This is a genomic window from Roseateles paludis (assembly GCF_039872745.1).
GTDB classification, from domain to species: domain Bacteria; phylum Pseudomonadota; class Gammaproteobacteria; order Burkholderiales; family Burkholderiaceae_C; genus Pelomonas; species Pelomonas paludis.
Genome location: NZ_JBDPZD010000001.1, coordinates 386,368 through 410,134, shown reverse-complemented (window position 1 = coordinate 410,134; position 23,767 = coordinate 386,368). Strand labels below are relative to the sequence as shown.

General features: G+C 68.5%; 16 protein-coding genes. 3 read left to right on the top strand and 13 right to left on the bottom strand.

What is annotated here, in order from left to right:
- The first annotated feature begins 92 nt into the window (after positions 1-92).
- A complete protein-coding gene (locus ABDJ85_RS01950; protein ID WP_347703039.1) occupies positions 93-1,388 on the top strand; it encodes an Hsp70 family protein in 1,296 nt (431 codons plus the stop codon).
- On the opposite strand, the gene ABDJ85_RS01945 is transcribed toward ABDJ85_RS01950, so the two are convergent.
- The 3 genes from ABDJ85_RS01945 to ABDJ85_RS01935 all read right to left on the bottom strand — a co-directional run bounded on the left by ABDJ85_RS01945 (position 1,375) and on the right by ABDJ85_RS01935 (position 7,870).
- Positions 1,375-2,916, bottom strand: a complete 1,542-nt coding sequence (locus tag ABDJ85_RS01945) for a glycosyl hydrolase family 79 C-terminal domain-containing protein (RefSeq protein WP_347703038.1) — start codon at positions 2,914-2,916, stop codon at positions 1,375-1,377. The two genes, ABDJ85_RS01950 and ABDJ85_RS01945, sit on opposite strands and share 14 nt — an antisense overlap.
- A 79-nt stretch (positions 2,917-2,995) precedes the next feature.
- Positions 2,996-6,448, bottom strand: coding sequence for a right-handed parallel beta-helix repeat-containing protein (locus ABDJ85_RS01940; protein WP_347703037.1), 3,453 nt, complete (start codon positions 6,446-6,448; stop codon positions 2,996-2,998).
- Between the two features lie 240 nt (positions 6,449-6,688).
- Positions 6,689-7,870 (bottom strand): alpha/beta hydrolase family protein, encoded by a 1,182-nt coding sequence (locus ABDJ85_RS01935; RefSeq protein ID WP_347703036.1) that lies wholly within the window; start codon positions 7,868-7,870, stop codon positions 6,689-6,691.
- 162 nt (positions 7,871-8,032) lie between these two features.
- Between ABDJ85_RS01935 and ABDJ85_RS01930 the strand changes: the two genes are divergently transcribed.
- Together ABDJ85_RS01930 and ABDJ85_RS01925 are read left to right on the top strand one after the other, a co-directional pair.
- Positions 8,033-8,515 (top strand): GreA/GreB family elongation factor, encoded by a 483-nt coding sequence (locus tag ABDJ85_RS01930; protein ID WP_347703035.1) that lies wholly within the window; start codon positions 8,033-8,035, stop codon positions 8,513-8,515.
- Positions 8,516-8,870: 355 nt separating this feature from the next.
- Positions 8,871-12,911 carry a S1 RNA-binding domain-containing protein gene (locus tag ABDJ85_RS01925; RefSeq protein WP_347703034.1) on the top strand — a complete coding sequence of 1,347 codons (4,041 nt, stop codon included), beginning with the start codon at positions 8,871-8,873 and terminating at the stop codon, positions 12,909-12,911.
- A 136-nt stretch (positions 12,912-13,047) separates the two neighbouring features.
- Here the strand turns inward: ABDJ85_RS01925 and ABDJ85_RS01920 are convergent, their stop codons facing one another.
- From ABDJ85_RS01920 to ABDJ85_RS01875, 10 genes are all read right to left on the bottom strand, one after another.
- Entirely contained in the window at positions 13,048-13,776 is a 729-nt protein-coding gene (locus ABDJ85_RS01920) for a GntR family transcriptional regulator (protein WP_347703033.1), read from the bottom strand.
- Positions 13,777-13,787: 11 nt separating this feature from the next.
- A complete protein-coding gene (hpxZ, locus tag ABDJ85_RS01915; protein WP_347703032.1) occupies positions 13,788-14,171 on the bottom strand; it encodes an oxalurate catabolism protein HpxZ in 384 nt (127 codons plus the stop codon).
- On the bottom strand, positions 14,168-15,583 hold the full coding sequence (locus ABDJ85_RS01910; RefSeq protein WP_347703031.1) for an AtzE family amidohydrolase: 1,416 nt from the start codon (positions 15,581-15,583) through the stop codon (positions 14,168-14,170). The genes hpxZ and ABDJ85_RS01910 overlap by 4 nt, the downstream gene beginning before the upstream one ends.
- Complete coding sequence (locus ABDJ85_RS01905; protein WP_347703030.1) at positions 15,580-15,783, bottom strand: DUF4089 domain-containing protein; 204 nt, start codon at positions 15,781-15,783, stop codon at positions 15,580-15,582. Before ABDJ85_RS01905 ends, ABDJ85_RS01910 begins: the two co-directional genes overlap by 4 nt.
- Before the next feature lie 14 nt (positions 15,784-15,797).
- Positions 15,798-16,619 carry an ABC transporter ATP-binding protein gene (locus ABDJ85_RS01900; RefSeq protein ID WP_347703029.1) on the bottom strand — a complete coding sequence of 274 codons (822 nt, stop codon included), beginning with the start codon at positions 16,617-16,619 and terminating at the stop codon, positions 15,798-15,800.
- Positions 16,616-17,452 (bottom strand): ABC transporter permease, encoded by an 837-nt coding sequence (locus ABDJ85_RS01895; RefSeq protein ID WP_347703028.1) that lies wholly within the window; start codon positions 17,450-17,452, stop codon positions 16,616-16,618. Before ABDJ85_RS01895 ends, ABDJ85_RS01900 begins: the two co-directional genes overlap by 4 nt.
- A 5-nt stretch (positions 17,453-17,457) precedes the next feature.
- A complete protein-coding gene (locus tag ABDJ85_RS01890) occupies positions 17,458-18,453 on the bottom strand; it encodes an ABC transporter substrate-binding protein (RefSeq protein ID WP_430765507.1) in 996 nt (331 codons plus the stop codon).
- Between the two features lie 21 nt (positions 18,454-18,474).
- Positions 18,475-20,394 carry an allophanate hydrolase gene (gene atzF / locus ABDJ85_RS01885; protein WP_347703026.1) on the bottom strand — a complete coding sequence of 640 codons (1,920 nt, stop codon included), beginning with the start codon at positions 20,392-20,394 and terminating at the stop codon, positions 18,475-18,477.
- Positions 20,395-20,672: 278 nt separating this feature from the next.
- Entirely contained in the window at positions 20,673-21,989 is a 1,317-nt protein-coding gene (locus ABDJ85_RS01880) for an MFS transporter (RefSeq protein ID WP_347703025.1), read from the bottom strand.
- An 801-nt stretch (positions 21,990-22,790) separates the two neighbouring features.
- On the bottom strand, positions 22,791-23,765 hold the full coding sequence (locus ABDJ85_RS01875; protein ID WP_347703024.1) for a helix-turn-helix transcriptional regulator: 975 nt from the start codon (positions 23,763-23,765) through the stop codon (positions 22,791-22,793).
- Positions 23,766-23,767: the final 2 nt, after the last annotated feature.

Below are 23,767 nucleotides of genomic sequence, written 5' to 3'. Positions count from 1 at the left end.
AGGCTTTTGGGGGACGCGCATTGTGCGTGGGGACCGTGGGGGACCGTGGGGCGGGGCGCATCGCTGCCGGCCCTCCTAGAATCCGCGCCCCCATGAGCCCAGCCTCCCACGCCAGCCCCCGCTTCTGTGCCATCGACTTCGGCACGTCGAATTCCGCAGTGGCGGTGCCGAGCGCGGACAACATGCGCCTGGTCCCGCTGGAGCCCCAGCACACGGGCAACACCAACACCAGCCCCACGGCGGTTTTCTACTTTGCCGAGGGCGCCCACGACGCCGACGGGCCGCCGCGCGCCTTTGGCCGGGCGGCCATCCAGGCCTATGTGGACGGGCACGACGGGCGCCTGATGCGCTCGATGAAGTCCATCCTCGGCTCCAGCCTCATCGACCAGACGACAGACGTGGGCGGCGGGCGCGGCGCCAAGTACTTCGACATCGTGGCCGGCTACCTCAAGCGCCTGCGCCGCGCGGCGGGCGACCCGCAGCAGGTGGTGCTGGGCCGCCCGGTGTTCTTTGTGGATGGTGATGCCGAGCGCGACGCGCAGGCCCAGTCGCAGCTGGCTGCCATGGCCCAGGCGGTGGGCTTCACCGAGGTGCAGTTCCAGTTCGAGCCCATCGCGGCGGCCTTCGACTTTGAACGCCAGGCCACGCGCGAGCAGGTCGTGCTGGTGGCCGACATCGGCGGCGGCACCTCAGACTTCTCGGTCGTGCGCGTCGGCCCCGAGCGCATGGCGCGCCTGGCGCGGCGCGACGACATCCTGGCCAGCCACGGCGTGCACATCGCCGGCACTGACTTTGACCGCCACATCGAGCTGGTCGCCATCCTGCGCGAGTTCGGCTTTCGCGCGCTGGGGCCCAGCGGCCGCGAGGTGCCGAGCGGCCTCTACTTCGACCTCGCCACCTGGCACTTGATCAACACCTGCTACGCGCCGCTGCGCGTGGCCGAGTGGCGCGGCATGCGCAAGTGGTTCGAGCGGCCCGAGCACCATGCGCGCCTGATGACCGTGCTCGACGAGCGCCTCGGCCACGAGCTGGCCGCCCGCGCCGAAGACGCCAAGATCGCCATCTCGGGCGGCAGCGATGCCGAGATCCTGCTCGACCTCATCGAGCCGGGGCTGCACCTGCGCCTGAGCGAGCCCATCGCCATCGAGGCGCTGCGGCACGACCTGGAGCGCATCGTCACCACTGCGCACGAGACCGTGCTGCTCGCCGGCCTCGCGCCCACGCAGATCGATGCGCTCTACCTGACCGGCGGCTCCACCGGCCTGCGACCCCTGGCCGACGCGCTGGCCGCCGCCTTCCCGCAGGCGCAGCGCGTCACGGGCGACCGCTTTGCGTCCGTGGCGACGGGGCTGGGGCTGTATGCAGAGCGGGTGTTCAGCCCAGCCTGAGCACGGCGGCGCTGGCGCGCGGCAACGGCAGGCTCAAGACCCCGTGGCTCGCCTTGAGCCTTGAGACCTCACGCGGCTGCCACTGCGCGCCAGGGCCCACCGCGCTGCCGGCCAGGGTGATGCCCTCGGTGGCGTCCAGCGCCGGGCCGGTCAGGCGCCAGACCTCGGCCTGGCGCAGCTGTTTGTGTCCCGCTGCCGGCAGTTGCAGCTGCACCGTCAGGTCACGCTCGGCGTCCTTGTTGACGAGGGCCACACGCCAGCCGCGCCCGGCCTGCGCCACATAGGCGGTGGCATTGGCGCCCTGGGTGTCGAAGTGGCTGCGGACCAGGCGCGTACCCGCCAGCTGCTGTACGGCCAGCATCGCCAGGAAGAGCGGGCGGGCCGTGTAGCCCCGCTCGGGGTTGCCCGCCACGGGCGAGTAGAAGGTGCCGAGCCGGGCGATCTCGCGGTCGCGCTCGTTGAAGGCGCCGGGCAGCTTGTCGCCCAGGGCGCTGGCAATCTCGCTGCCGCCGCCGCCATGAAAGTTGATGCCCTGGCAGCCGCGTGCCGCCATGTCGAGCATGTAGTCCATGCCCCAGAGCGCGCCCGCCAGTGCATTGCTCATGCCGGCCTTGCCGCCGCGGAAGCAGCTGTTGCCCTCGGCCATCCGGAAGCCCAGGCCCCGCGCGCGGGCCACCGGCATGATGGCGTCCATGCGCTCGGCAATGCGCGGGTCGGGCGCCAGCAGGTTGGCGATGGTCGCGTCAGGGCTGTCGGGCGGGCCCTCGGCGTAGTAGTGGCCCGAGAGCTCGACGAGGCGCGCGCCCAGCAGCGGCGCGGCTTGCTCGCCAAAGCGCACCACCCAGTCGGCCGACGAGCCCACGTCGGGCCCGCCAAAGCGCGCCGTCGGCACGGCGGCAATCACGGCGCGGGCAATGCCCATCCACTCCTGCAGGTAGTCGGCAAAGTCCCAGCCCGGCGGGCGCAGCAGGTTGTTGTCGGAGCGGTAGAAGTCGGGCTCGTTGCCGATCTGGAAATAGCGCAGGCGCGGGCCCAGGGCGCGCGCCACGTAGGCGGCCTCCTCCGCGTCACGCTCGGGCGAGCCGGTGCCGAAGTTCAGGCCGTAGATGCAGCTCCAGCCCGTGGCATCGAGAAAGGCGCGCAGGTGGTCGATGGCCTGCGGCGTGATGGCATGGAAGCGCTGCGGCATCCAGTTGTCGGCGCGGCCCTGGCCGGCCGTGCGGATCTGCGGCGGCGTGGCATCGGGCCGAGCCTTGAACCAGCAGAACTCGCTGCTGTTGCCGCCCAGGCGCAGCACGCCGCTGGGCGTCAGGCGCTTGAAGAGCGCCACCAGGCTGCGGTTGTCGGGGTGGTAGATGCGCGGGTTCTCCAGCGTCGAGGTCTCGATGCTGAAGCCGTTGTAGTCGGGCGGGACCTGGTTGAGCGTCTCGCCGGGCAACACCTCCAGCCGGGCCTCCGCGCTGCCCGCCCATCCCGGGCCAGTCAGCGCCAGTGCGCCTGCCCCGCACAACCACGAACGTCGATCCATCGCCGGCCTGCCTTGCCATTGCGCCACCCCGTGTGGCGGCGGGGAGGATAGCAATGCGGCCGGGGTGTGCGTCTCGTCTTCAGGGCAACTGGTGGCCGCGCTGGCCGCGCCGGGCATCGCCCGTAGGCAGGCCGGTGGTGGGCCCGCTGCCCACGAGGGCGCTGGTGCTGGTGACGACGCTGCCCGAGGCGGTGGTGTCGCGCCCGTAGGTGCCTTGCCAGGCGGGCCAGAGCATGTCGTTGCCCGAGCACTCGACGTCCTTGTGCGCGAGCACGCTGGTGGTCTCGATCAGGTTGGCCGCCGTGGTCATGGCGGTGGCAAAGCTGTCGGGCAGGCGCTGGCAGGAGACACCCCAGTAGGGCGCCCACTTGCCCGAGCTGATGATGTTGTGCGTGATGCGCGTGCCGCTGCTGCCGGCGTTGAAGACGCCCCAGGCCTGCTCGATGGTGGCGTTGACCAGGGTGTTGTGGTGCACGTTGTGCTCGGTCATCGTGCAGCCCTCGGTCACGCACTGTGTGCCCAGCAGGATGTTGCCGTTGACCAGCAGGTTGTGGTGGATGTGCACGCCCTTGGAGCCCCCCTGCGCCGAGATCTGGATGCCGTGGTTGGGTGAGTTGGCCGGGGCCTCGACATAGTTCTGCCGGTAGACGTTGGACTGCGAGTTGTCCTTGTCGTGGAAGCCGCCGTTCACGCCCTCGCCCAGGCGCAGCTGGTTGTTCTCGATGAGGCTGTCAAAGGCGTCGAAGAAGGTCGTGGCATAGGCCGCGCCCACGTAGCGGCCGAAGTCGTTGTCCTGCACCAGCAGCTTGTGGCGCGGCAGCACATCGCCCCAGGTGTGGATGAAGCCGGGGTTCTCGAACTTGACCGGGCCTTCCACCGCGTCGACGAAGCGCACATTGCGGATCACGGCACCGGCCAGCGCCGGGTCGACATTGATGCCGTACTGCTGCACGCCGGTGATGTCCACGCCCTCCACGCGCGGCATGGGCAGGCGGTCTGAGCGGATGTCGATCGAGCTGCTGCGCGCCAGGTCGAGCGTGACGACCTCGTCGGGGTAGGCCACCAACTGCTTGGCCTTGTCGTCGGTGAGCGCGAGGCCCACCGCGCTGTAGCGCCCCTTGCGCAGCAGCAACACCTTGTCGGGCCCGCTGTTGGCCTGCGCGTAGGCAATGGTCTTGAAGGGCGCGCTGCGGCTGCCCCGCCCGGCGGCGTCCAGGCCATCCGGCGCGACAAAGGCGAAGGAAGCGCTGGCCACCGTGATGTTGAAGGTCTGCTGCAGGGTCTTCTGCACGGCGCCGCTGTCACGCACCTGCAGCGTCAGCGCGTAGTTGCCCTCGGTACTGGGCGTGAAGCGCACGGTGCCCGCGCGGAAATCGAGCTTCACGCTGCTCAGGTCCTGCGTCACGCCGTCGCGGGTGAGGGTGAGCAGCCGGTACTCGTACGGGAAGATGCCGCCCACCACGCCGGGCCGGCTCTCATAGGGCAGGCCGGGGTAGGCGCGGTCTTGCAGCGGGAAGCTCACGCTGAGCGCCGCATTGGGCAAGGTGTCGGGCAGGGTGAGGCGGCTGCCCGGCTGGCTGACGCAGCGCACGAACACCGGGCTGCCATCGGCCGGCACGGCGCTTGGCGCCAGCTCGGACACCGCGCAGCGCTGGCCCGCCGGCTGGCTGCTCACGCTCAGGGCCAGCGGCGCGCCGGCTGCGACCTGCGGCGTGAAGCTGTAAGGCCCGTTCAGCGTGGCCGTGACCGTGGCGCTGCCCTGGCTCAACACCACCTGCCCGCCCAGCGCCAGGCCCGCCACGCGCACGTTCAGCGCGACGGCGCTGGGGGAGGGGGCCGGTGCGGGAGCTGGGGCTGGGGCTGGGGCTGGGGCTGGGGCTGGCGCGGGTGCAGGTGCAGGTGCAGGTGCAGGTGCAGGTGCAGGTGCAGGTGCAGGTGCAGGTGCAGGTGCGGGAGCCGGAGCCGGAGCCGGAGCTGCCGTCACGCCAATCACCTCGCGCTCGGTCTCGTAGGCGCCGGCATGCTGGCCGGTGCCCAGCAGGTTGCGGGCGGGTGAGCCGGGCGCCGGGCGGTAGCTGCTGTCGCTGAACAGCGCCTGGAACACGCCCGAGGCGCCGTGGCTGTCGGGCGCGTTGACGGCCAGCGTCGTGTAGCGGCCACTGCGCAGGCGCTGCCAGGCCGCAAAGCCCTGCACCGTGGCCCGCGCGGTGCTGCCCTGGTCCAGCAGGTAGCTGCCGGTGCCGGGGTGCACGTTGTAGTCCGCCGCCGTCAGCCGCGCGTAGATGCGGCTGCTGGGCTTGCCCAGCACCAGCGGCCGTGCCTGCCGCGTGAAGACATTGGCCTGCAGGCGCAGGCTGCGGTGTGCGTCGGCGGCAATGCCGGTGGCAGACGGCGCGTCGGTGCCGTCGAACACGTTGTGCTCCAGCACCAGCAGGCCGCTGGGCTCGCGCGCGTTGGCGAGCATGCTGTCCAGGCCCGTGGGCGCGATCACGATGTTGTGGTGCAGGCGGTTCTCGCCCGCCTCGGTGCCGCCCGTGGCGCGCGCCCTGATCTGCACGCCCGTCTGGCGCGCCGTCACGCGGTTGAGCCGCACCTCGGCCTCTTGCTGCGTGCCCGGCGTGGACGCGGCAAAGTGGTCGCGCCAGGCTAGGCCGATGTCGACGTTCAGGATCTCGTTGTGCTCCACCAGCACCCCATCAAGGCCCAGGCCCAGCAGCCCGATGCCCGCCCCCACCGTGGTGGTTGTGACGCTGCCGGCCGCAGCCGTGCGGGCCCCGCCACTCACGCCGTCGATCACGTTGTCCCGCACCGCCCAGCCCCGGGCGTGCGCCAGCGCGATGGCGGCGGCGTCGCCCAGGCTGCCGCGCGTCTGCTCGATGCGATTGCGCTCCAGCACGATGCCCGAGGCCATGCGGCTCTGGTTGGCCGCCTCGTTCAACGCCAGCAGCGTGTTGCCGATGCCCACGCCCAGGTTGTTGCGCAGCACCAGGCCGCGCACCGTCCAGTAGTCCTGCCCGTTCAAGGCCAGGCCGCTGCGCAGGCTCTGGCTGTCGATGATGACGCGGCCTTCGTCGCCCGGCGCGGCGGCCAGCACCAGCCGCGCCGCTGCCGTGCCCGAGCGCGGCAGGCACAGGCTGGCCGTCACGCCCGCCAGCCCCGTGCAGGGCGCCGTGAAGGCGCTGCGCGCGGAGTCCTCCACATAGGTGCCCGCGCGCAGGTAGAGCGTGTCGCCCGGGGCCAGCAGGCTCAGGCCTTTCTGGACCGTGCGGCAGGGGGCGGCCGCGCTGCAGTCGGCGCTGTCGCTGCCCGTCGGGGCCACCCAGCGCTGCACGCCCACCGTCGCGGCCAGGGCCGAAACATTTGGTGACGATTCGCCGTTGGAGGCGCCCGCCGGAGCCACCGTGGGCGCGGGCGGCGCCGCCATCGGCCCCACCTGACCCGCTGGGGCCGAGGAGCCTGCCCCCCCGCCACCGCAGGCAGACAGCAGGGCCGAGACGAGCAAAGTCGGGCTGAGCAGGAGCGGCGTGCGCATGGGGAGTCTCTCCGGGGCGGCAGGGGTTTTAGGGCGTGGCGCCGCACTCGGGCAGCCCGCTCCGGCGCCTCACGGCGGCCCCGGCCGACCTCCCTCACGCGGCATGGAAACGTTTACATGCCCAGTGTGTCGCGCCCCGCGCCGGCCAGGGGTTTCAGCGGCCGTTACGTCTGTAAGCAAATGCTGGACAGCGTTGTCCGCCGGCGGGTGCCGTCGCCGCTGTCGCCGCGCTAACAGGCCCTAGTTGAGCGGCGACACCAGCATCCGGCTGCGCGTGCTGCCCTGCACCGTATTGCCCGGCACCAGCAGCGCCCGGGCAGCAGCGTAGCCGCGCAGGTAGGCGTCAAAGAAGACCAGCTCCCAGGCCCGGGCCTCGGCCTCGGCGGTGCTGCCGCCTTCACCCAGGTTGTGGCTCGCGCCAGCCAGCTCCACCACCCAGGCCGGCCCACCCACGCGGCGGGCCGAGGCCTGCACCGTGCTGCTCGGGCAGCTCTCGTCCTTCTCGCCCGCGATGGCGAAGTAGGGCACCTTCACGCTCTGCAGCCCCGCGTAGTCCTTGCCAAAGAACCAGGCGTCCACCTGCATCGGCCACACGCCAAAGCTCGTGCCCGTGAAGGGCACCGTGCCAAAGCCCGCCTTGATGCGTGGGTCGTGCACCGACGGCTGCATGCCGCCCGGCCGCACGCCGCCCATCATGGACAGGATGGTCTGCCCGCCGGCGCTCGCGCCCGAGGCGCCCACGCGTTCAGCATCCACATGGCCCGCAAAGGCCGGGTCCGTCAGGATGAAGTCCGTCGCCGCCTTGAAGGCCACCTGCCGCAGCGCCATCGACTCCAAGAACCCCGGCCCCCGCGCGTCGCCATGGAAGATGTCCACCACCACATAGCCGTGTGACGCCAGCGTCTTCAGGTGCGCCAGGTGCCACAGCCCATGCGTGTTGTAGCCGCCTGAGTAAATGATCACCGGGTACTTGGCCGCCGCATCCGCAAAGATCGGTGCCTCCCCCGGCCGCTGCATGTGCGGGAAGACGTTGTCTCCCGTCTCCGTGTACGGAAAGGTATAGCTCGGCCGCGCGTTTTCCTTGGCCGTGGGGTAGAGCACGTAGAGCAGCAGCGGCAAGCTCTGCCCCGCCAACTGCCCCGCGCCCGGGTGGCCGGCCGGCACCGTCACGGTCTTCAGCAGCGCCGCGTCCTTGTGCGCCAGGATGTCGTCCATGTAGACAGCCTTGGGTGACGCCAGCTTGCCGTTCAGGTACTCGATCATCGGCAGCGCGTCGGCGGCCGGCAGGGTGACCTGTATGTTGGTGCTGCCGACGGCGTAGGGGCCGGGGGCGGCGGCGGGAAGCTCGGCGGAGAACGCCATCAGCGGGGCGGCGATGGCCGCGATGAAGGCGAGGGTGCGGCTGAGGCGAGTGGCGTGCATAGGCGTCGTGGGGCGTTGGCGAGGTTCAGTGTCGCTGGCGTCGGCCGTGGTTCCGTCGTGCCCGGTGCTGGTGAGGCGGCAACGATCAGAAGCGTCGAACGTTGGTGGTGCGCTTCACAATCAAACTCTGCCCCCGCTTGTTCGAGATGCTGGCCGTTCATCATGGATAAATTCTTGCTGCTGCAGCAGGTGCTGGAGCGGCTCGCCGAAGACCTGCTGCAAGCCGAACACGCAGCGCGAGTCGCCCATGAAACGGCGACTCACGAAGAAAACATCGCCGAGAACAAATACGACACCTTGGGTCTCGAAGCGGCCTACCTGGCCGCTGGACAAGCTCGTCGCGCCGAAGCCATCCGTCAGGCGATGGTCAATTGGCGCCAGTTCCGCCCCAGCCCCTACGACGCCAGCAAAGGTATTCAGCTCGGCGCGCTTGTCTGCCTCGTCGATTCAGACGGCAAGCAACAACAGCTCTTTCTCGGCCCAGGTGGAGGCAGCATGAAGTTGGTCAGCGGCGCGCAGCCCGTGCAGGTCATCAGCTGCGAGGCCCCGCTCGGCAGGGCCATGCTGGGCAAATGCGAGGGTGATGAGGTGTCGATCGGGGACGCTCCAATCCGACAGCAGTTTGAGGTGCTGCGGGTCGAGTAGGCCGCAAGCAAGTACACGGCTCGTGAAGTCGTTGTCCGGCACTGACGCGGCCCTAGCAGAAGCGTCATCGTGCGAGCGGGCGACTCAGGAAGCTACCGTTGATGGCAGCAAACTCGACGTGCCCAGCGGTGTCCACGCGGAATGGCCAAAGTCGAGGGTCGCGAACGGGCGCTGCCGACCCGTTCCTGCCATTCGTCACATCCAACCGGGCGACCGCAATCTCGCCGAGGCACCCCAAGTTCGCGTGGGCTAGCATGCTGAACAGCTCGGTTAGCTTGGCATTGGGGCCCGATTTCAGGTGGGATGCTGGGAAGAAGCGCTCTGGCATCGATCATGGCCCTTACCGTTACTAAGTATGGATTCAGACATCACAAGTCTGCTTGGGCAATACGCAAGCGCCGAGCCTCGGCGGGCCACGGGTGGCATTTATGCGATGGCAGGCTTTGCCTTCCAGGCGCGGGTCTACGTTGCGGAACTAGCTGAGGCACTCGCTGGATCGGGCGATGACTTACGTAGCAAGGGTGATGTTTTTGTCGAGGCTTTGTCAGACATCGCTAGGTGGGATGGGGCTCAGCGACTCGTGCTGCTCCAGGTAAAGCGCACGCTTACGCCTGCCACCCTTGACTCGGCTGCGGGGGAAATCGATGCAATCGAGTCATTCGTTTCCACGGCCAGACCTGAGCTGAAGGGAGAGCTCAGGTACGGAGTTGTTTCTGCCTTCACATCCGGGGCAACGAAATGGACTGATCTGCCCAAGGGGTCGCTTCACAAAAACCTGATTGGAAAACTGGAGGCGCAGGGGCGACTCGTTTCGCCCCGCATCGAACTGGATCCATGGTGGCGCGCCGTAACTGCAGTTTGGCATCACGTCGCCGATCCGTATTCGTTTGCCAGGTTCGCCTTTGAACGCGTCATGCTGAGGCGTGTCGACCCCGACGATGCCCGTCTATGCAGAGATGCAATCGCTGAGCGCTATGCAGTTTCACGCCGGCCGGGATCTCACGTGGGGCAGTTGCTTTCGGCCGCCGACTTCGCGCCAGCAAGGCAAGTACATCGCTTTCGCCTTGAAGTGGGACGGCAGGCCACTCTGGCGCGTATGCGCGCAGGTCAGTACATGCCGCGCGATGCGCGAGTTGCGCTGCTGACGCAGCGGGCAGCAGAGCTCAGCGAGCTTGCAGTGCTCTCTCCAGATGCGGCAATCCGGGTTCTTTGGTTGAGCGGGCGATCTGGTGTCGGCAAGAGCGTGCTCCTGCTACAGCTACTTGAGCAGCTGGTTTTGAGCGGACGCCGCGTGCAGTGGCTAAGCGGTGACGCCAGCTTGCTGGATCGCGCACTCAGGGACACGGAGGACTTGCGGCCGCACGAAGCTCCTGAGTTCATCGCTGTCGATGACATCTACGATCGTGACGCGCGTGAGCAGCTAGATTTTTCCAGACTCGCAAGTTATGTCGACGAGCAGGGTCCCCGCGGGTGGCCTGTACTGGTTACTTGTGGCCCAACCGAGTTCGCGGAGGCATTCGTCGATGCGACGAGGTTCCGCGGGTTCGAGGTCACAGCCGTGCCGATCAATCCGGTTGGCAGCAGCGAAGCGGCCGATGTTCTCCACTGGGTCAGCGAGAGGCGTGGATCGGCGGCCTCCGGCCAGGGTGTGGCGTTTGCGCAATCACAGCAAGGCCAGGGCCTATTTGTCTCAATGGCCGCCGAGCTGGAGTTTGGGGACCTCAGAGAGTTCGGCGCCAAGTTCTGCGATCGTCTCGCAGCTGCATCTTTGCAACAACCGCTGCGGCCCTTGCTCGCGCTCAACCGACTGTACCTGCGGGCGCCCTACAGATGGTTAGAGGAGTCGGACCGGGAGAGTCTGGAGGCACTGAATCGCGATGGTGACTTCTCAGTGCTCGAACTCCAAGCAGCAAGTCAACTGGTCCGCCTCACCCATCCGCATTTGAGCGACGCCATCTACCGCGCGCTCGTCAAACCCTCCACTCCGCTGGCATACGCCCGTGATCTCGCGTTGGCATTCGAGCGTGCGGTAGACGAGGGGGACGATACCCTTGCCGCTCGATTGCTGCGGACGTTTTCGGCCTCCGACCGGAGTCTGCTGGTCGATCGCTTGGTAGACGTCGACATGGACGGTTTGGCCGCACGATGCGTCGCGAAGTGGCGGATCTTGCCACCCGGCGGTGATCGGAGGATTCAGTCAGACATGGCCATTAGTTGGGCCTGTTGGCGTGCAGCACATGCCAGCCTCGGCACTGGCGCAAACGACTTGATCCAAAGAGCGCTGGAGACCATGGACCAGTGGCGCGATTCGGATCCGCGCCAAGCCTACTGGCCGGCGTTCTGGTGGCGTCTTTGGAGATCTCATCCGAACGACCATTCATTGGCAGACTGGGCAAGACGTCGAATCGTGTCGGACGAGGGATTGAAGATCGGCCAGTGGTCTCGGATTTGGGAGGCTCTTGCGGAGCACCAATCCGGTACGAACGGCGTTGAGCCTGAGATGGCCGATGTCGCAGCACGCTGGCTTGAAAGCAATCAAGAACGGGCGGACTGGCACTTCGTGTGGAAGAAGCTGCCACGCCAAGGTCAGAGCGCACTTGAGATGTCTCGTCGACTGGCGCTTGCCGAACTTGAGTTGACGGATGTGCCGTGTTGGGCGTTTGTGCTCCAAGACATGCTTGCTCTCGCCGGAAGTTCGGTGCACGAAGATGAAGCACGCAACTTGGTCGCTCAGGGCTGCTCGTGGCTGACGGGTCGAGAAGATCGCGCTGAATGGACCTACGTCTGGCGGGCGCTGCTGGAGCGGCCCAAGCTGCTACCCGAGACCGTCGACGAGCGCGCCCTGGTCGCTCAGGGCTGCTCGTGGCTGACAGGTCGAGAAGATCGCGCTGAATGGACCTACGTCTGGCGGGCGCTGCTGGAGCGGCCCAAGCTGCTACCCGAGACCGTCGACGAGCGCGCCCTGGTCGCTCAGGGCTGCTCGTGGCTGACAGGTCGAGAAGATCGCGCTGAATGGACCTACGTCTGGCGGGCGCTGCTGGAGCGGCCCAAGCTGCTACCCGAGACCGTCGACGAGCGTGCCCTGGTCGCTCAGGGCTGCTCGTGGCTGACAGGTCGAGAAGATCGCGCTGAATGGGCTTACGTCTGGCGGGCGCTGCTGGAGCGGCCCAAGCTGCTACCCGAGACCGTCGACGAGCGCGCCCTGGTCACTCAGGGCTGCTCGTGGCTGGCAAGTCGAGAAGATCGTGCCGAATGGACCTACGTCTGGCGAGCGCTGCTGGAGCGGCCCAAGCTGCTACCCGAGACCGTCGACGAGCGCGCCCTGGTCGCTCAGGGCCGCTCGTGGCTGACAGGTCGAGAAGATCGCGCCGAATGGACCTACGTCTGGCGAGCGCTGCTGGAGCGGCCCAAGCTGCTACCCGAGACCGTCGACGAGCGCGCCCTGGTCGCTCAGGGCTGCTCGTGGCTGACAGGTCGAGAAGATCGGTCTGATTGGTTGCCGGTGTTCCAGGTTGTGCTTAAGCGGCGGAGCCATTTGCCTGCAGGAAATGCCCTCGGGCTGAGCGATCAGGCCATGAAGCTATTGGCTCGTTTGGGGGATTTCTCGCGCGGCGAAGCCGGACATCTCTTGGAGTCCATGATGGATGCCGGGCTCGCGGATGATGAAGTCGTTGATGCAGCGCTCGATTGGTTGCAGGCCGATCGGTCGCACCCTGCTTGGCCCCTCATCGCCGGCAAGTGCCTGCGGCGTGTTCGCGATGACGAACGCGCTCGGGCAATTTCGAAGGACCTCGTCCAAGCCATCGAACGCCACCCGAATGCCGGCGCCTGGTATCGATTGCAGACCATCCTTGAATCGGAGGATTCGGCGAGCGCAAGTGAATCCTTGGGGACGGTTAAAACCGCGTTGGCGCAGCGAAAGTCTGCCCCAGCCTGGGCCGAAGTTGCGCGCAAGCTGCAATCGGGTGAACCGATCAAGGCGACAGTTACAAAGCAGATCAGGCAGGACGTGACGGTCGAACTCCAAGGCGGACTGTTTGCCCTGCTTCGCGTTGAAGAAGGCTTCCGCCATAGGCAAGGGCGCGACCTCGAGGTGGTGGTAACCATGATCATGACTCACCTCGATCGAATCGTCGTTTTGCCATACCGAGAGACAGCAGTGCCAACACCGCTCGAAGATCTAGTCCCGGGCGCAAACTATGAAGGCACTGTCACAGGTCACCAGCGGTATGGCATCTTTATCGATGTCCGTGGGCAGAAGGGTCTAGTCCACGCCAAGCATTTGGGTGACGTCGCGTCGTACTCAGATCGTTTTCCAATGGGAACAAAGGTTCAAGTCCGGCTCGTCGAGGTTGGACCGAAGGGGTTGGTACTTGCGTTACCGCTCCGGCCATGATTCCGCGAATTGGCTTCGTAGCCCGACCCACGTTTTCGACCAAGGTACTGCACGTCCAAATGGCTGCACTTTGGCTATTCCGACAAGTAGCCGCAGGAGCGAATATCGGCTTGTGGCCGTGAGTCGCCCTTCGGGCTCACCGCCCCCTCATCACCCTCGCCCTCGCCTCATGCAACGTGGCCAGCGTGATCTTGCGCACCTCGGCCTTGCTTTGCTCGACGTGGCTCTTGAGCAGGAGCTGGGCTTGGTCGAGCTTGCGTTGCATCACCGCGCGCAGGATCTTGGCGTGTTCGACGTAGGTGGCTTCGATGCGGTCGGCGCGGGTGAAGTCGAGGTGGCGGACGATGCGGATGCGTTCGGTGACGTCCCAGTGGACGCGGGCCATCTCGGGGTTGCCAGCGGCTTGGACGAGGGTGGCGTGGAAGGCCTCGTCGAGGCGGCCGACTTCGGCGGGGTCGGTGAGGCGGTCCGTCAGGGGCACGAGCCACACGTCCTTGAGTGACTCCAGCTCAGCCGGCGGCGGGCCGGCGTGGGTGCAGAGCTTGGCCACGGCGGCTAGTTCGAGGATGACGCGCAGGTCGTAGAGCTGCTCCAGCAGGTTGAAGTCGATGGGCCGGACGGACCAGCCGGACTTGGGCTCGACCTCAAGAAAGCCCTCGTTGCGCAGCCTGAAGAGGGCCTCGCGCACCGGCGTGCGGCTGACGCCGAGGCGCTGGCCCAGCTCGGCCTCGGAGAAGCGGTCGCCGGGCACGAGGCTGAACTCGTTCATCTCGGCCTTGAGCTGGGCGTAGACCTGCTCGGCGAGGTTGGGCCTCACTCGTCCCATGTCGGCGGACTTCTCGGGCGGGGCGGCGGTGGAGCGCATGGCTGGAAATCTTAGGGCTTGAGCAGGCTCACATGGGCGGCCACGACGCGCCAGCCTTGCGGGAAGCGGACCCAGGTCTGGCTCTGGCGGCCGATGGCGGCGCTGCCTTCGCGCACGAACTCGGTCTGCGCGGTGGCGAAGCTGCGCCCGTAGGTGGTGAGCACGGTGTTTTGCAGGGTGCGCGCCAGGCCCGTGGCCGAGCGCCCGGCGCGGAAGGCCTGGATGGCGGCGTAGCCGACGAGGTTCTCGGTGGCGCCGTAGCGCACGGTGGTGGGCGAGTCCCAGAACAGCTCGTCGAGCACTTCGACCTTGTTGTGCACGAGGGCGTCCTCGTAGCGGTCGAACACGGCTTGCATTTCAAGCAGCACGTCGGGGAGGTTGATCTCTGGTGTCATGACAGTGTGGCCACGGGCGCGCTGACGACGCCCGCTTGTTCCAGCGCGTGGGCGACGCGCAGCGCATGGTCTTCGCGCCAGGGCGCGGCGATGACTTGCACGCCGATGGGCAGGGGTGCGCTGCTCCACACCGGCACCGCGCACACGGGCAGGCCGATGCAGGAGATGGGCTGGGTCAGCAGGCCGAGGCTGGGGCGTGCGGGGAGGCGCTGCCCGTTGACCTCGATCCACTCGGTGCCCAGCAGCTGCGCGGGCATGGGCGTGGCGGGGGCGATGAGCACGTCCACCTCGCGCAGCAGCTCGGCGGCGCGCAGCGCAAACCAGCGGCGCACGCGCTGAGCCTGCTGCACCCAGGCGCCGGGGATCAGGCTGCCGGCCAGGAAGCGGTCGCGCGACAGGGGCTCGAAGTCCTGCGCGCGGCGGCGCAGGTCGGGCAGATGCAGGGCGGCGCCCTCGGAGTTGCTGATCACAAACGCCGCCGCGCGGGCGCGGGCGACCTCGGGCAGCTCGACGACGCGGGTGGTGCCTAAAGCAGCGGCCACGCGGGCCACGGCGGCGCGAGCCTGCGGGCCAGCGTTGTCGTGGAAGTAGCCACCGAGGACACCGATGCGCAGGCCATCAAGGCCCTGGCCCAGGGTGCCGGCTGTGGGCTCGATGCCGCGCGCAACGCAGGCGGGGTCGTGCCCGTCGTGGCCTTGCATCGCGTCATAGCAAAGCGCCAGGTCTTGCACATTGCGGGCAAAGGGCCCGAGGTGGTCGAGGCTGGCGACGAAGGGGTAGCTGCCGTTGCGCGGCAGCCGCCCATAGGTGGGCTTGAGGCCGAACACGCCGCACAGCGACGAGGGCACGCGGATGGAGCCATTGGTGTCGGAGCCGAGGCTCAGCGGCACCTGGCCGGCGGCGACAGACGCACCCGAGCCGCCCGAGGAGCCGCCGGCGCTGCAGCGTGGGTCGTGCGGGTTGCGGGTGGGGCCCTCGTGGCTGTTCTCGGTGGTGAAGCCGTAGGCGTACTCGTCCATGTTGAGCGCGCCCACCAGCACCGCTCCGGCCGCTTGCAGGCGTTGCAGCAGCGGGCCGTCGGCGGCAGCGGGCGCTTGATCGCGCTCGATCTTGGAGCCGGCCAGGGTGGTGAGGCCTTGCACGTCGAAGAGGTTCTTGACGGCATAGGGCACGCCCAGCAGGGGCAGGGCGCGGGTGGCGGCATCGCCCGCTTGCAGGCGGGCGTCGAGTGCGCGGGCCTCTGCGAGCGCACGCTCGGCGGTGAGGTCGGTGAAGGCGTTGACGGTGTCTTCACTGGCGGCAATGCGGGCGAGGCTGGCCTGGGCCAGGGCCTCGGCGCTGACGCGGCCCGCGCGCACGGCCTCGACCATGGCGTGGGCGGGGCCCAGGAGCAGATCGGTGGCCCCCGTCATGGCAGCTCGTCTGGCGCGATGGGGACGAAGGCGGGCGCGGGCTCGTCGGCCACCGTGAGCGGCAGGCCGTTCACCAGCGCGGCCATCTCGCTCGCGAGGCCGAAGTAGCGCAGCACGCCAGGGCGGTGCTCGGGTGCGATCGGCAGCTGCAAGAGCTGCGCGGTCGCATCCACATAGGCACCGATGTCGGCGGGCTTCATGCTCTTCGTTGTCACTAGCGCCGCACCTCGCGCTGGAAGATCTCCAGGCTCAGCTTCTTGGTGGCGATGAAGCTGGGCTCGGACAGCGTGGCCACGGTGCGCGGGCGCGGGTCTTCGTAGCGCAGGATCTCGGCCACCTTGGTGGGCCGCTTGGTCAGCAGCAGCACCTCGTCAGCGAGGTAGACGGCTTCTTCGAGGTCGTGTGAGACGAGCAGCATGGTGGTGCCGGTCTGCATGAAGACTTCCTGCAGCTTCTCGCGGATGAAGAGCGTCATCTCGAAGTCGAGCGCCGAGAAGGGCTCGTCGAGGAAGAGCACCTCGGGGTTGGGTGCCAGCGCCCGCATGATGGAGGCGGTTTGCTGCTGGCCGCCGGAGAGTTCATACGGGAAGCGGTTCAGGTCGAACTTGACGTCGAAGGACTCGACCAGCTCGGCCATGCGGCGGTCCACCTCGGCCTTGCTGCGGCCCTCTAACTTGAGCGGGTAGGCGATGTTGTCGATGGTCCGCATCCACGGGAACATGGCCTCGCGGTAGTTCTGGAACACGTAGCCGATCTTGGTGTCGGCGAGGCTCTTGCCGTCGAACAGGATCTGGCCTGAGTCGATGGGGATGAGGCCCGCGATCATGTTGATCAGGGTGCTCTTGCCGCAGCCATTGGGGCCGAAGACCGAGACGATCTTGCCCTTGGGGATGTCGAGGTCGAAGTTCTCGTAGAGCGGCCAGCCGGCGAAGTATTTGGTGAGGCCGCGGATGGTGATATGCGTGCCCGCCGGCCCGGGGCGGAAGGGGCGCTGCGGCACATCGGCCACGACGGGGGCGTTGAGGACGGTGTTCATCTGCCGCTCCAGTGGACGATCTTGCGCTCGATGACGAGGAAGAGGATGTTGAGCACATAGCCCAGGATGCCGGCCGCGAGGATGGCGGCGTACATGGTCTTGACGTTGAGCACCTGCTGCGCATCGATGATGCGGTGGCCGAGGCCGTTGTCCGAGCCGATGAACATCTCGGCCACGACGACGATGACGAGGGCCATCGACACGGCAGAGCGCAGGCCGACGAAGCTCGGTTGCAGGCTCTCCCAGACCAGCACGTCCTTGAAGATCTGCCAGCGCGTCGCGCCCATCACCTTGGCGGCCATCACGCGCTGCTTGCGCGCATTGATGACGCCATAGGCGCTGTTGAACACCACGATCAGGAAGGCGCCAAAGGCGGCGATGGCGACCTTGTTGATGTCGGACACGCCGAAGATCAACAAGAACAGCGGGATCAGCGCTGACGAGGGCGTGGAGCGGAAGAAGTCGATCAGGAACTCGACGCTGCGGTAGGCCTTCTCGTTGCTGCCCAGCAGCACGCCCAGCGGCATGCCGATGACGGCGGCGATGAAGAAGGCCTGCACGGTGCGCCAGACGGTGACGATGAAGTCCCCCAGCAGCGGGCCGCCGGCCAGGCCGCTGATGAGCGTGCCCAAAGTGGCCAGCGGCGGTGGCAGCAGGATGGGCTTGATAAGCCCGAAGCGCACGACCAGGTCCCAGATGATGAAGAGCACCACGGGGCCAAGCGCCGGCAGCAGCCACGGCGGGACGCCCCGCTTGCGCGGCGGCTGCGGTGCGTTTGAGGCAGGCGCCGCCCAAGGTGCAGCGGCGGCCGTTGACGTCGAGCTGTCGTCCATGGCGGTCACTTGTAGAGCAGCGAGGCCACGTCCAGCTTCTTCTCGAACACGCCCTTCTCGGTGAAGAGGTCGAAGAACTTCTGGAAGGCGGCGACGTCGGCCGGCTTGAACTCGTTGTAGAGCATGTAGGAGGCCAGCGGCACCTCGCCGGTCAGCGGGCCTTCGATGGCGGTGTAGCCCTTGAGGTATTTGCGGGCCTCGGCCGGGTCCTTGCGCACCAGCTCGATGCCGCGCGCGTAGGCGGCGATGTACTTCTTGGCCACGTCGGGGTGCTTCTTGATGAACTCGCTGGTCAGCGTGGCCGAGCCGCCATGCCAGGGGGCTTGCGGGTCGCCGAGGATGTACTTGGCGATGACGCCGGCCTCCAGCACGCGCGTCGTGCCGTTGAGGCGGCCGACGGTGCCGGTGGGCTCCAGCGTGTAGACGGCATCGACCTGGCCAGCCGCCAGGGCCGCCACGTGCTGGCCAATGGGCAGCTCGGTCACGGCAGTGCCGGCGGCGCCGGCGCGCTCGAGCACGGTCTGGGCGAGCACGCGGTTCTGGATGCCGGGGCCGCTGGCGATGCGCTTGCCCTTGAGCTCGGCGAGGCTCTTGATCGGGCTGTCCTTGGGCACCAGGAACTCATCGAGCACATAGGTGGCATTGCTCGGGTTGGTGGCGATGATCTTGAAGAGCCCGGGCGAGGCGATCTCGCCCACGCCGAGGTTGCCCGAGCCGGTGCCGTTGGAGCTGCCGTCACAGCGGCCGGCCAGCATGGCCTCCATCACCTGCTGGGCGCCGGCGAACTTGAGGGCCTCGACATCGAGCCCGGCTTCCTTGAAGTAACCCTTCTCGACGGCGGCATAGAAGGGCAGGCCGGCGGCCACGGGCCAGTAGCCGATGCGGATCTTGGGGCCAGTCTGGGCCCGCACGAGGGCCGGTGCGCCCAGGGTGGCGAGGGCGGCCGTGGCGCCAAGCAGCTGGCGTCGGGTGGTGGTGGGCTTGCGGGGGGTCATGGTCATCGGCTCCTTGGGAGGCAGGGGTCAGGACACGGGGGTCGGTTGGATGGGTGGGGTGGAGGGCGGGGCAGAGGGTGGATGCGAGCCCGCTGCGAGGAACGCGCGCCAGCCGCCGTAGCGCGTGATGTCGGCCGCACCCTGCAGGGCATGGCCCTCGCAGATGAAGCCATGGACCCAGCGGCCATCGGACAGCTCCAGGCTGCCTAGGCCGAGCGGCGGTGGGATGAGGGCCAGCAGCGAGCCCAGGTGCCGCTGCGGCACGGCCCAGACTTCGACGGCGATGGCGGCGCCGCCGGCGTCGCCCGCAGCCACGCGTGCCAGGCCCGGCTTTGGCGGCACGGTGCCGGGCAGTGCGTAGAGGCGGTAGCGGGCGGCGGTGTGGGTGGCCTCGATGAGGGTGGCGCCGCGATCCAAGAGCTGGCCGTTGAGCGGCATGCCCGTGAGGTGCGCACCCACCACGGCCAGCGGCAGCCAGGGCTCGCTGGCCGGCACGTGGCGCAGCGACTGCGGCATGCGCCGCTGCCCGGTGGCCCCGAGCCCGCGCGGGGCGTCGGCGGCGGCCTGCCAGTTGAGGCCAAAGCGCGCCAGCGCGGCGTCCGCCCCGCCGGGGGCGATGAAGCTCACGCCAAAGGGCAGGCCTTCAGGCGTGAAGCCGGCCGGCAGCGACAGCGCGCACCAGCTCAGCAGGTTGACGAAGTTGGTGTAGTGCCCGAGGCGCGCGTTGACGCGCAGCGGGTCGGCGTCCAGCTCGGCAAAGCGCGGGTGGCGCGGCGCGGTGGGCACCATCAGCACATCGACCTTGCGCCACAGGCTGCGCAGCTGCTGCTTGGCCTCACGCAGCCGGTACTGGCCGCGGAAGGCGTCGGTGGCGGTCTGCCCGCGCGCGGACTCGATGACCTGGCGCACCGTCGGGTCCAGCGCCTCGGGCTGGCTGTCCAGCAGCTCCTGCACCACGGCATGGCGCTCGGCCACCCAGGGGCCGTTGTAGAGCAGGTCGGCCACGGCGTGCAGCGGACCAAAGTCCATGGGCACCAGCTCGTGCCCCAGCGCGCGCAGCAGGCGCAGGCTCTCGTCCCAGGCGTCGCTGTAGCCGGCTTCGTCCAAGGCGGGGGCCAGCGGCACGCCCACGCGCAGCTTAGGCATCCAGGTGCCGGGGCCGGGCTCGAAGTGGCTGAAGGCGTCGGCCGGGTCGGGGCCTTCCATCACGCTCAGCACGGTGGCGGCGTCATCCAGCGTGAGCGCAAAGATCGACACGCAGTCCAGGCTGCGGCAGGCCGGCACCACACCCGAGGTGCCCACCCGGCCCGGCGTGGGCTTGAGCCCCACCAGGTTGTTGAAGCCCGCCGGCACGCGGCCCGAGCCGGCGGTGTCGGTGCCCAGCGAGAAGGCCACCTCGCCACGCGCCACCACCACGGCCGAGCCCGAGCTGGAGCCACCGCTGACGCGCGAGGCATCAAAGCAGGAGGCCGGCCGCCCATAGGGCGAGCGCGCGCCGACTAGGCCGGTGGCGAACTGGTCGAGATTGGTCTTGCCCAGGCAGACGGCGCCGGCGTTCAGCAGCCGCTGCACCGCGTGGGCGTTGCGCCCGGCCGTGTAGGCAAAGGCCGGGCAGGCGGCCGTGGTGGGCATGCCTTCGACGTCGATGTTGTCCTTGACCGCAAAGGGCACGCCAAAGAGCGGCGCCTCGTTCAGCAGCGAGGCCCGGCTGCTGGCGGCAGCCAGGCGTGTTTCCAGGGCCTGGATCTGCTGCTCCAGCTGCGCGCTGCTGACGCGGTGGATCCAGTCTGGCGCCGCCGCCTGCGCCGCCAGCTTCTGCGCACGCGCTTCCAGCAGCGCACGCGGCTGCGCGCCTGCCAGGTAGGCACGTTGCCAGTCGGAGAGGGTGAGAAGGCTTTGCTCGTTCATGGTGCACACACTGGTATACCAGTCGGGATGCAGCAGCATCCGTGCCAGCTTTCTGAAAGCTCTGGCGCGCGGCATCGGTGCTGACGTGGGCGGGCGTGCCCTGGCGCTAGCGCTGCCCCGGGGCGGGCGCGGCTGGCGGGGTCTTGGTGGTGTGGCGGTGCTGCGGCAGCCCACGCGGGGGCGAGGGCCTGCACCGGCTGGGCACACCCATCCGGCGCGCCTCAATCTGGGGCGCTGGCGCGCCAAGCCTGGGCGTCGCCCAAAGCAAAACGCCCGTCACGAGGACGGGCGTTTCTGGGGAGGCGGGGGCTAGGCGGTCAGTGTCGCGCCACGCCCTGGGGCTGGTCGCCCTCCACCTTGCGCGGGAAGGGCGCGATCATGGCGCCGAGGATGGACGGGATGGCCGCGAACATCACGATGATGAAGTAGGTCTTGTAGCCAAAGTGGTCGGCCAGCGGGCCCGAGATCATCTGCGTCGGCACCAGGGTCAGGTTCATGATCGAGTTGGCGAACGCGTAGTGCGTCATGTGGAAACGCCCCGGCGAGATCTGCTGCATCATGTACAGCATGTTGGCCACGAAGCCGAAGCTGTAGCCGAACTTCTCGATGGTCACCAAGGTGGCCACGGTGGTGAACGAGAGCTGATGCCCCGGGCCCGCCAGCTGCGACAGCACCACGAAGCAGACGTGCGGGATGTTCAGGCACAGGGCCATGAAGATCAGGGTGCGGCGGTTGAGCCCGAACTTGGCCAGGAAGGCACCGCCCAGCAAGCCGGCCGCGAGGCTGACCACCGTGGCGATGGTGCCGTCGATCATGCCTTTGTCCTTGAGCGAGAGGCCCACGCCGCCAGAGTCTGGCGAGGCTTGCAGGAACAGCGGGCCCTCGATCAGCAGCAGGCCCTCGGAGCTGCGGTACAGGAAGACGAAGAGCAACATGCCCCAGATGGCATCCTTCTTGAAGAAATCGACGACGGCTTCCCAGAAGGTCCCGAAGGCGGCCTTGATGCTCTCGGGGCGGTCACCGATCGAGCCCGTGGGCAGCATGAACCAGTGGTAGACGGCCAGCAGCGCCAGCGTGGCGGCCGACACACCCATCGCCCAGCTCCAGGCTGCGGTGGTCGAGAGGTGGTAGTCCTCCTTCAGGGTGCCGGCGATGTAGACGATCAGTGCCGTGCCAAACAGCCGCCCGACGCTCCAGAACACGCCTTGCACCCCGATGTACTTGGCCTGGCCTTTCTCGTCGAGCGTGGTGATGTAGACGCCGTCCACACAGATGTCCTGCGTCGCGGACGCAAAGGCGAGCACCCAGAGCACGGCGATGGTGATCTGGAAGTAGTTGGGCAGGGGCAGGGCCACCGCGATGGCGCAGCACAGCAGGGCCATCACCACTTCCATCAAGAGGACGAAGAACTTCTTCGTCTTGAACATGTCGAGGAAAGCGGCCCAGAAGGGCTTGAGCGACCAGGCGATGCCGATGCTGGCGGTGGCCAGGGTGATCTCGCCGTCGGTGTGGCCGAGGTCCTTGAACATCGTGCCGGCGACCCAGATCACGAGCGCAAACGGGATGCCCTCGGCCAGGTAGGACGAAGGAACCCAGGACAGGGGATTCCGGACTTTCGTGGCAGAGGTGCTCATGCTGGACAGACGGCGAGAGTGACGGGGCTGCGGCGGCCGGGCAGGCCGTGTCGCGCGGCGGATGCTACTGGCGCCCCTGAGCGGTGCGCCTCAGGCAAACACTGGGTAAGGCCGTGAAACTGAGTGAAGGCCCCCGGATGGAGGTCTGACGGATTGCAGAAATGCGGGAGCCAGGCGGCCCCGAGATCGCGAGCATCGCCGCTCCTCAACCACGCGCGGAGCACCGGGCATGCCTGATTTGGGAATTGATTCGATCCATGGACTGAATGTGGCCGCGCACGTCGGCGCGGGCCTGGTGGCTCTGGGCCTCGGGCTGTGGCAGCTCATGGCCCGCAAGGGCGATGCAGCGCACCGCCGGCGTGGCGTCTGGGCCTGGCGGGTGGCCGTGCTGTGTGTGGCCAGCGCGCTGCTGGGGGCGCTGGTGTTCCGGCCGTCGCCGGACTTGGTAGCGGTGTCCCTGCTGGTGGGCTACCAGCTTTACAGCGGGCGGCGTTGCCTGCTGCTGGCCCGCAACGGCCGTGCCTTGGCAGACTGGGGTGTGGCCGCGCTCTTGCTGCTGTTGGCGCTGGGTCTGGTGTTGGCGCCTGGCCTGGGCTGGGGCTTGCACTGGGAGCCCGTCCGGGCACGGGCAGTGGCGGCGTCGATGGCCTTGATCGGCGTCTACGACCTGGCGCGCATCGGCTTCCCGGCCGGGTGGCGGCGCTTCCTGAACCCGGCCGAGCACGCCTGGCGCCTGTGCTCGATGGTGGGCGCGATGGCCAGCGTGTTGGCGGCGCAGCGGCTGCCCGCGCCGGTGGCGGCTCAGGTATCGCTGGGCGTGTCGGGCGGGTTCGGGCTCTGGGCCTGCATCGCGGCCTGGCGTGCGGCGCGCCAGGCGCTGGGCGTGCAGCCCTCGCGGGCCTTGAAGGCGCGGTTGAACACCGACAGCGCGTTGTAGCCGGCGTCCGTCGCGAGCTGGAGCAGTGGCGTGCCGGCCTGGGCCGGGTCCGCCAGCGCTTGCTTGACCGCCTCGATGCGCAGGCCGTTCAAGTAGCTGCTGAAGTGGCCCTGCCCCTCGCCCAGGTGGATGAGCCGGCGCACGCGGTGCTCGGGCAGCGCCAGACGCTGCGCGAGGCGCGACAGAGTGAGCTGCGGGTCGCGGAAGGCGGCCTCGTCCTGCATCAGCTGGCGCAGCCGCGCGAGCTGCTGCAGCTCTTGCGCATCCAGCGGCGCCGGGGCGGGGCTGGCGGGTGCGGGCTCTGGCGTCGATGAAGGCCAAGAGCGCCCGGCCAAAGCGAAGCACAGCAACAGCGTGCCTGCAGCAGCCACCTGGTTGCGCCCCGCCCCACCGCCCAGCACGGCTGCCAGCGTGACGCCCAAGGCCAAGGCACTGCCCCCGCCCAGGAACCAGGCCCGCGCCAGGCGCCGCCGGGCGATGAGGTCGTCGCGTGCCTGCCAGGCCACGCGGGCCGGCGCTTCGGCAAAGAGCAGCAAGGCCAAGCCGTCAAAGCCAGACGGCCAAGCCGCGCCGAGTCCGAGAGACAGTGCCGCGAGTAGCAGGTCCTGCCACAGCGGCCGCTGCGCGGCATCGAAGCCCGCACGCACCGCACGGTTCACCGCCAGCGGCCCGAGCCATGCCAGTGGGCGCAGCGCGGTCCAGGCGGGCTCGGCCATCAGCAGGAAGAACATGGCCCCCGCGAGCAAGCCCGTGCAGAGCACCCCGGCCTGCGCCGGCCGCTGACGCCACAGTGCGGCTGCCGTCAGGCCCAGGGCCGTGGCTGCGGCCAGGGCCAGCATGC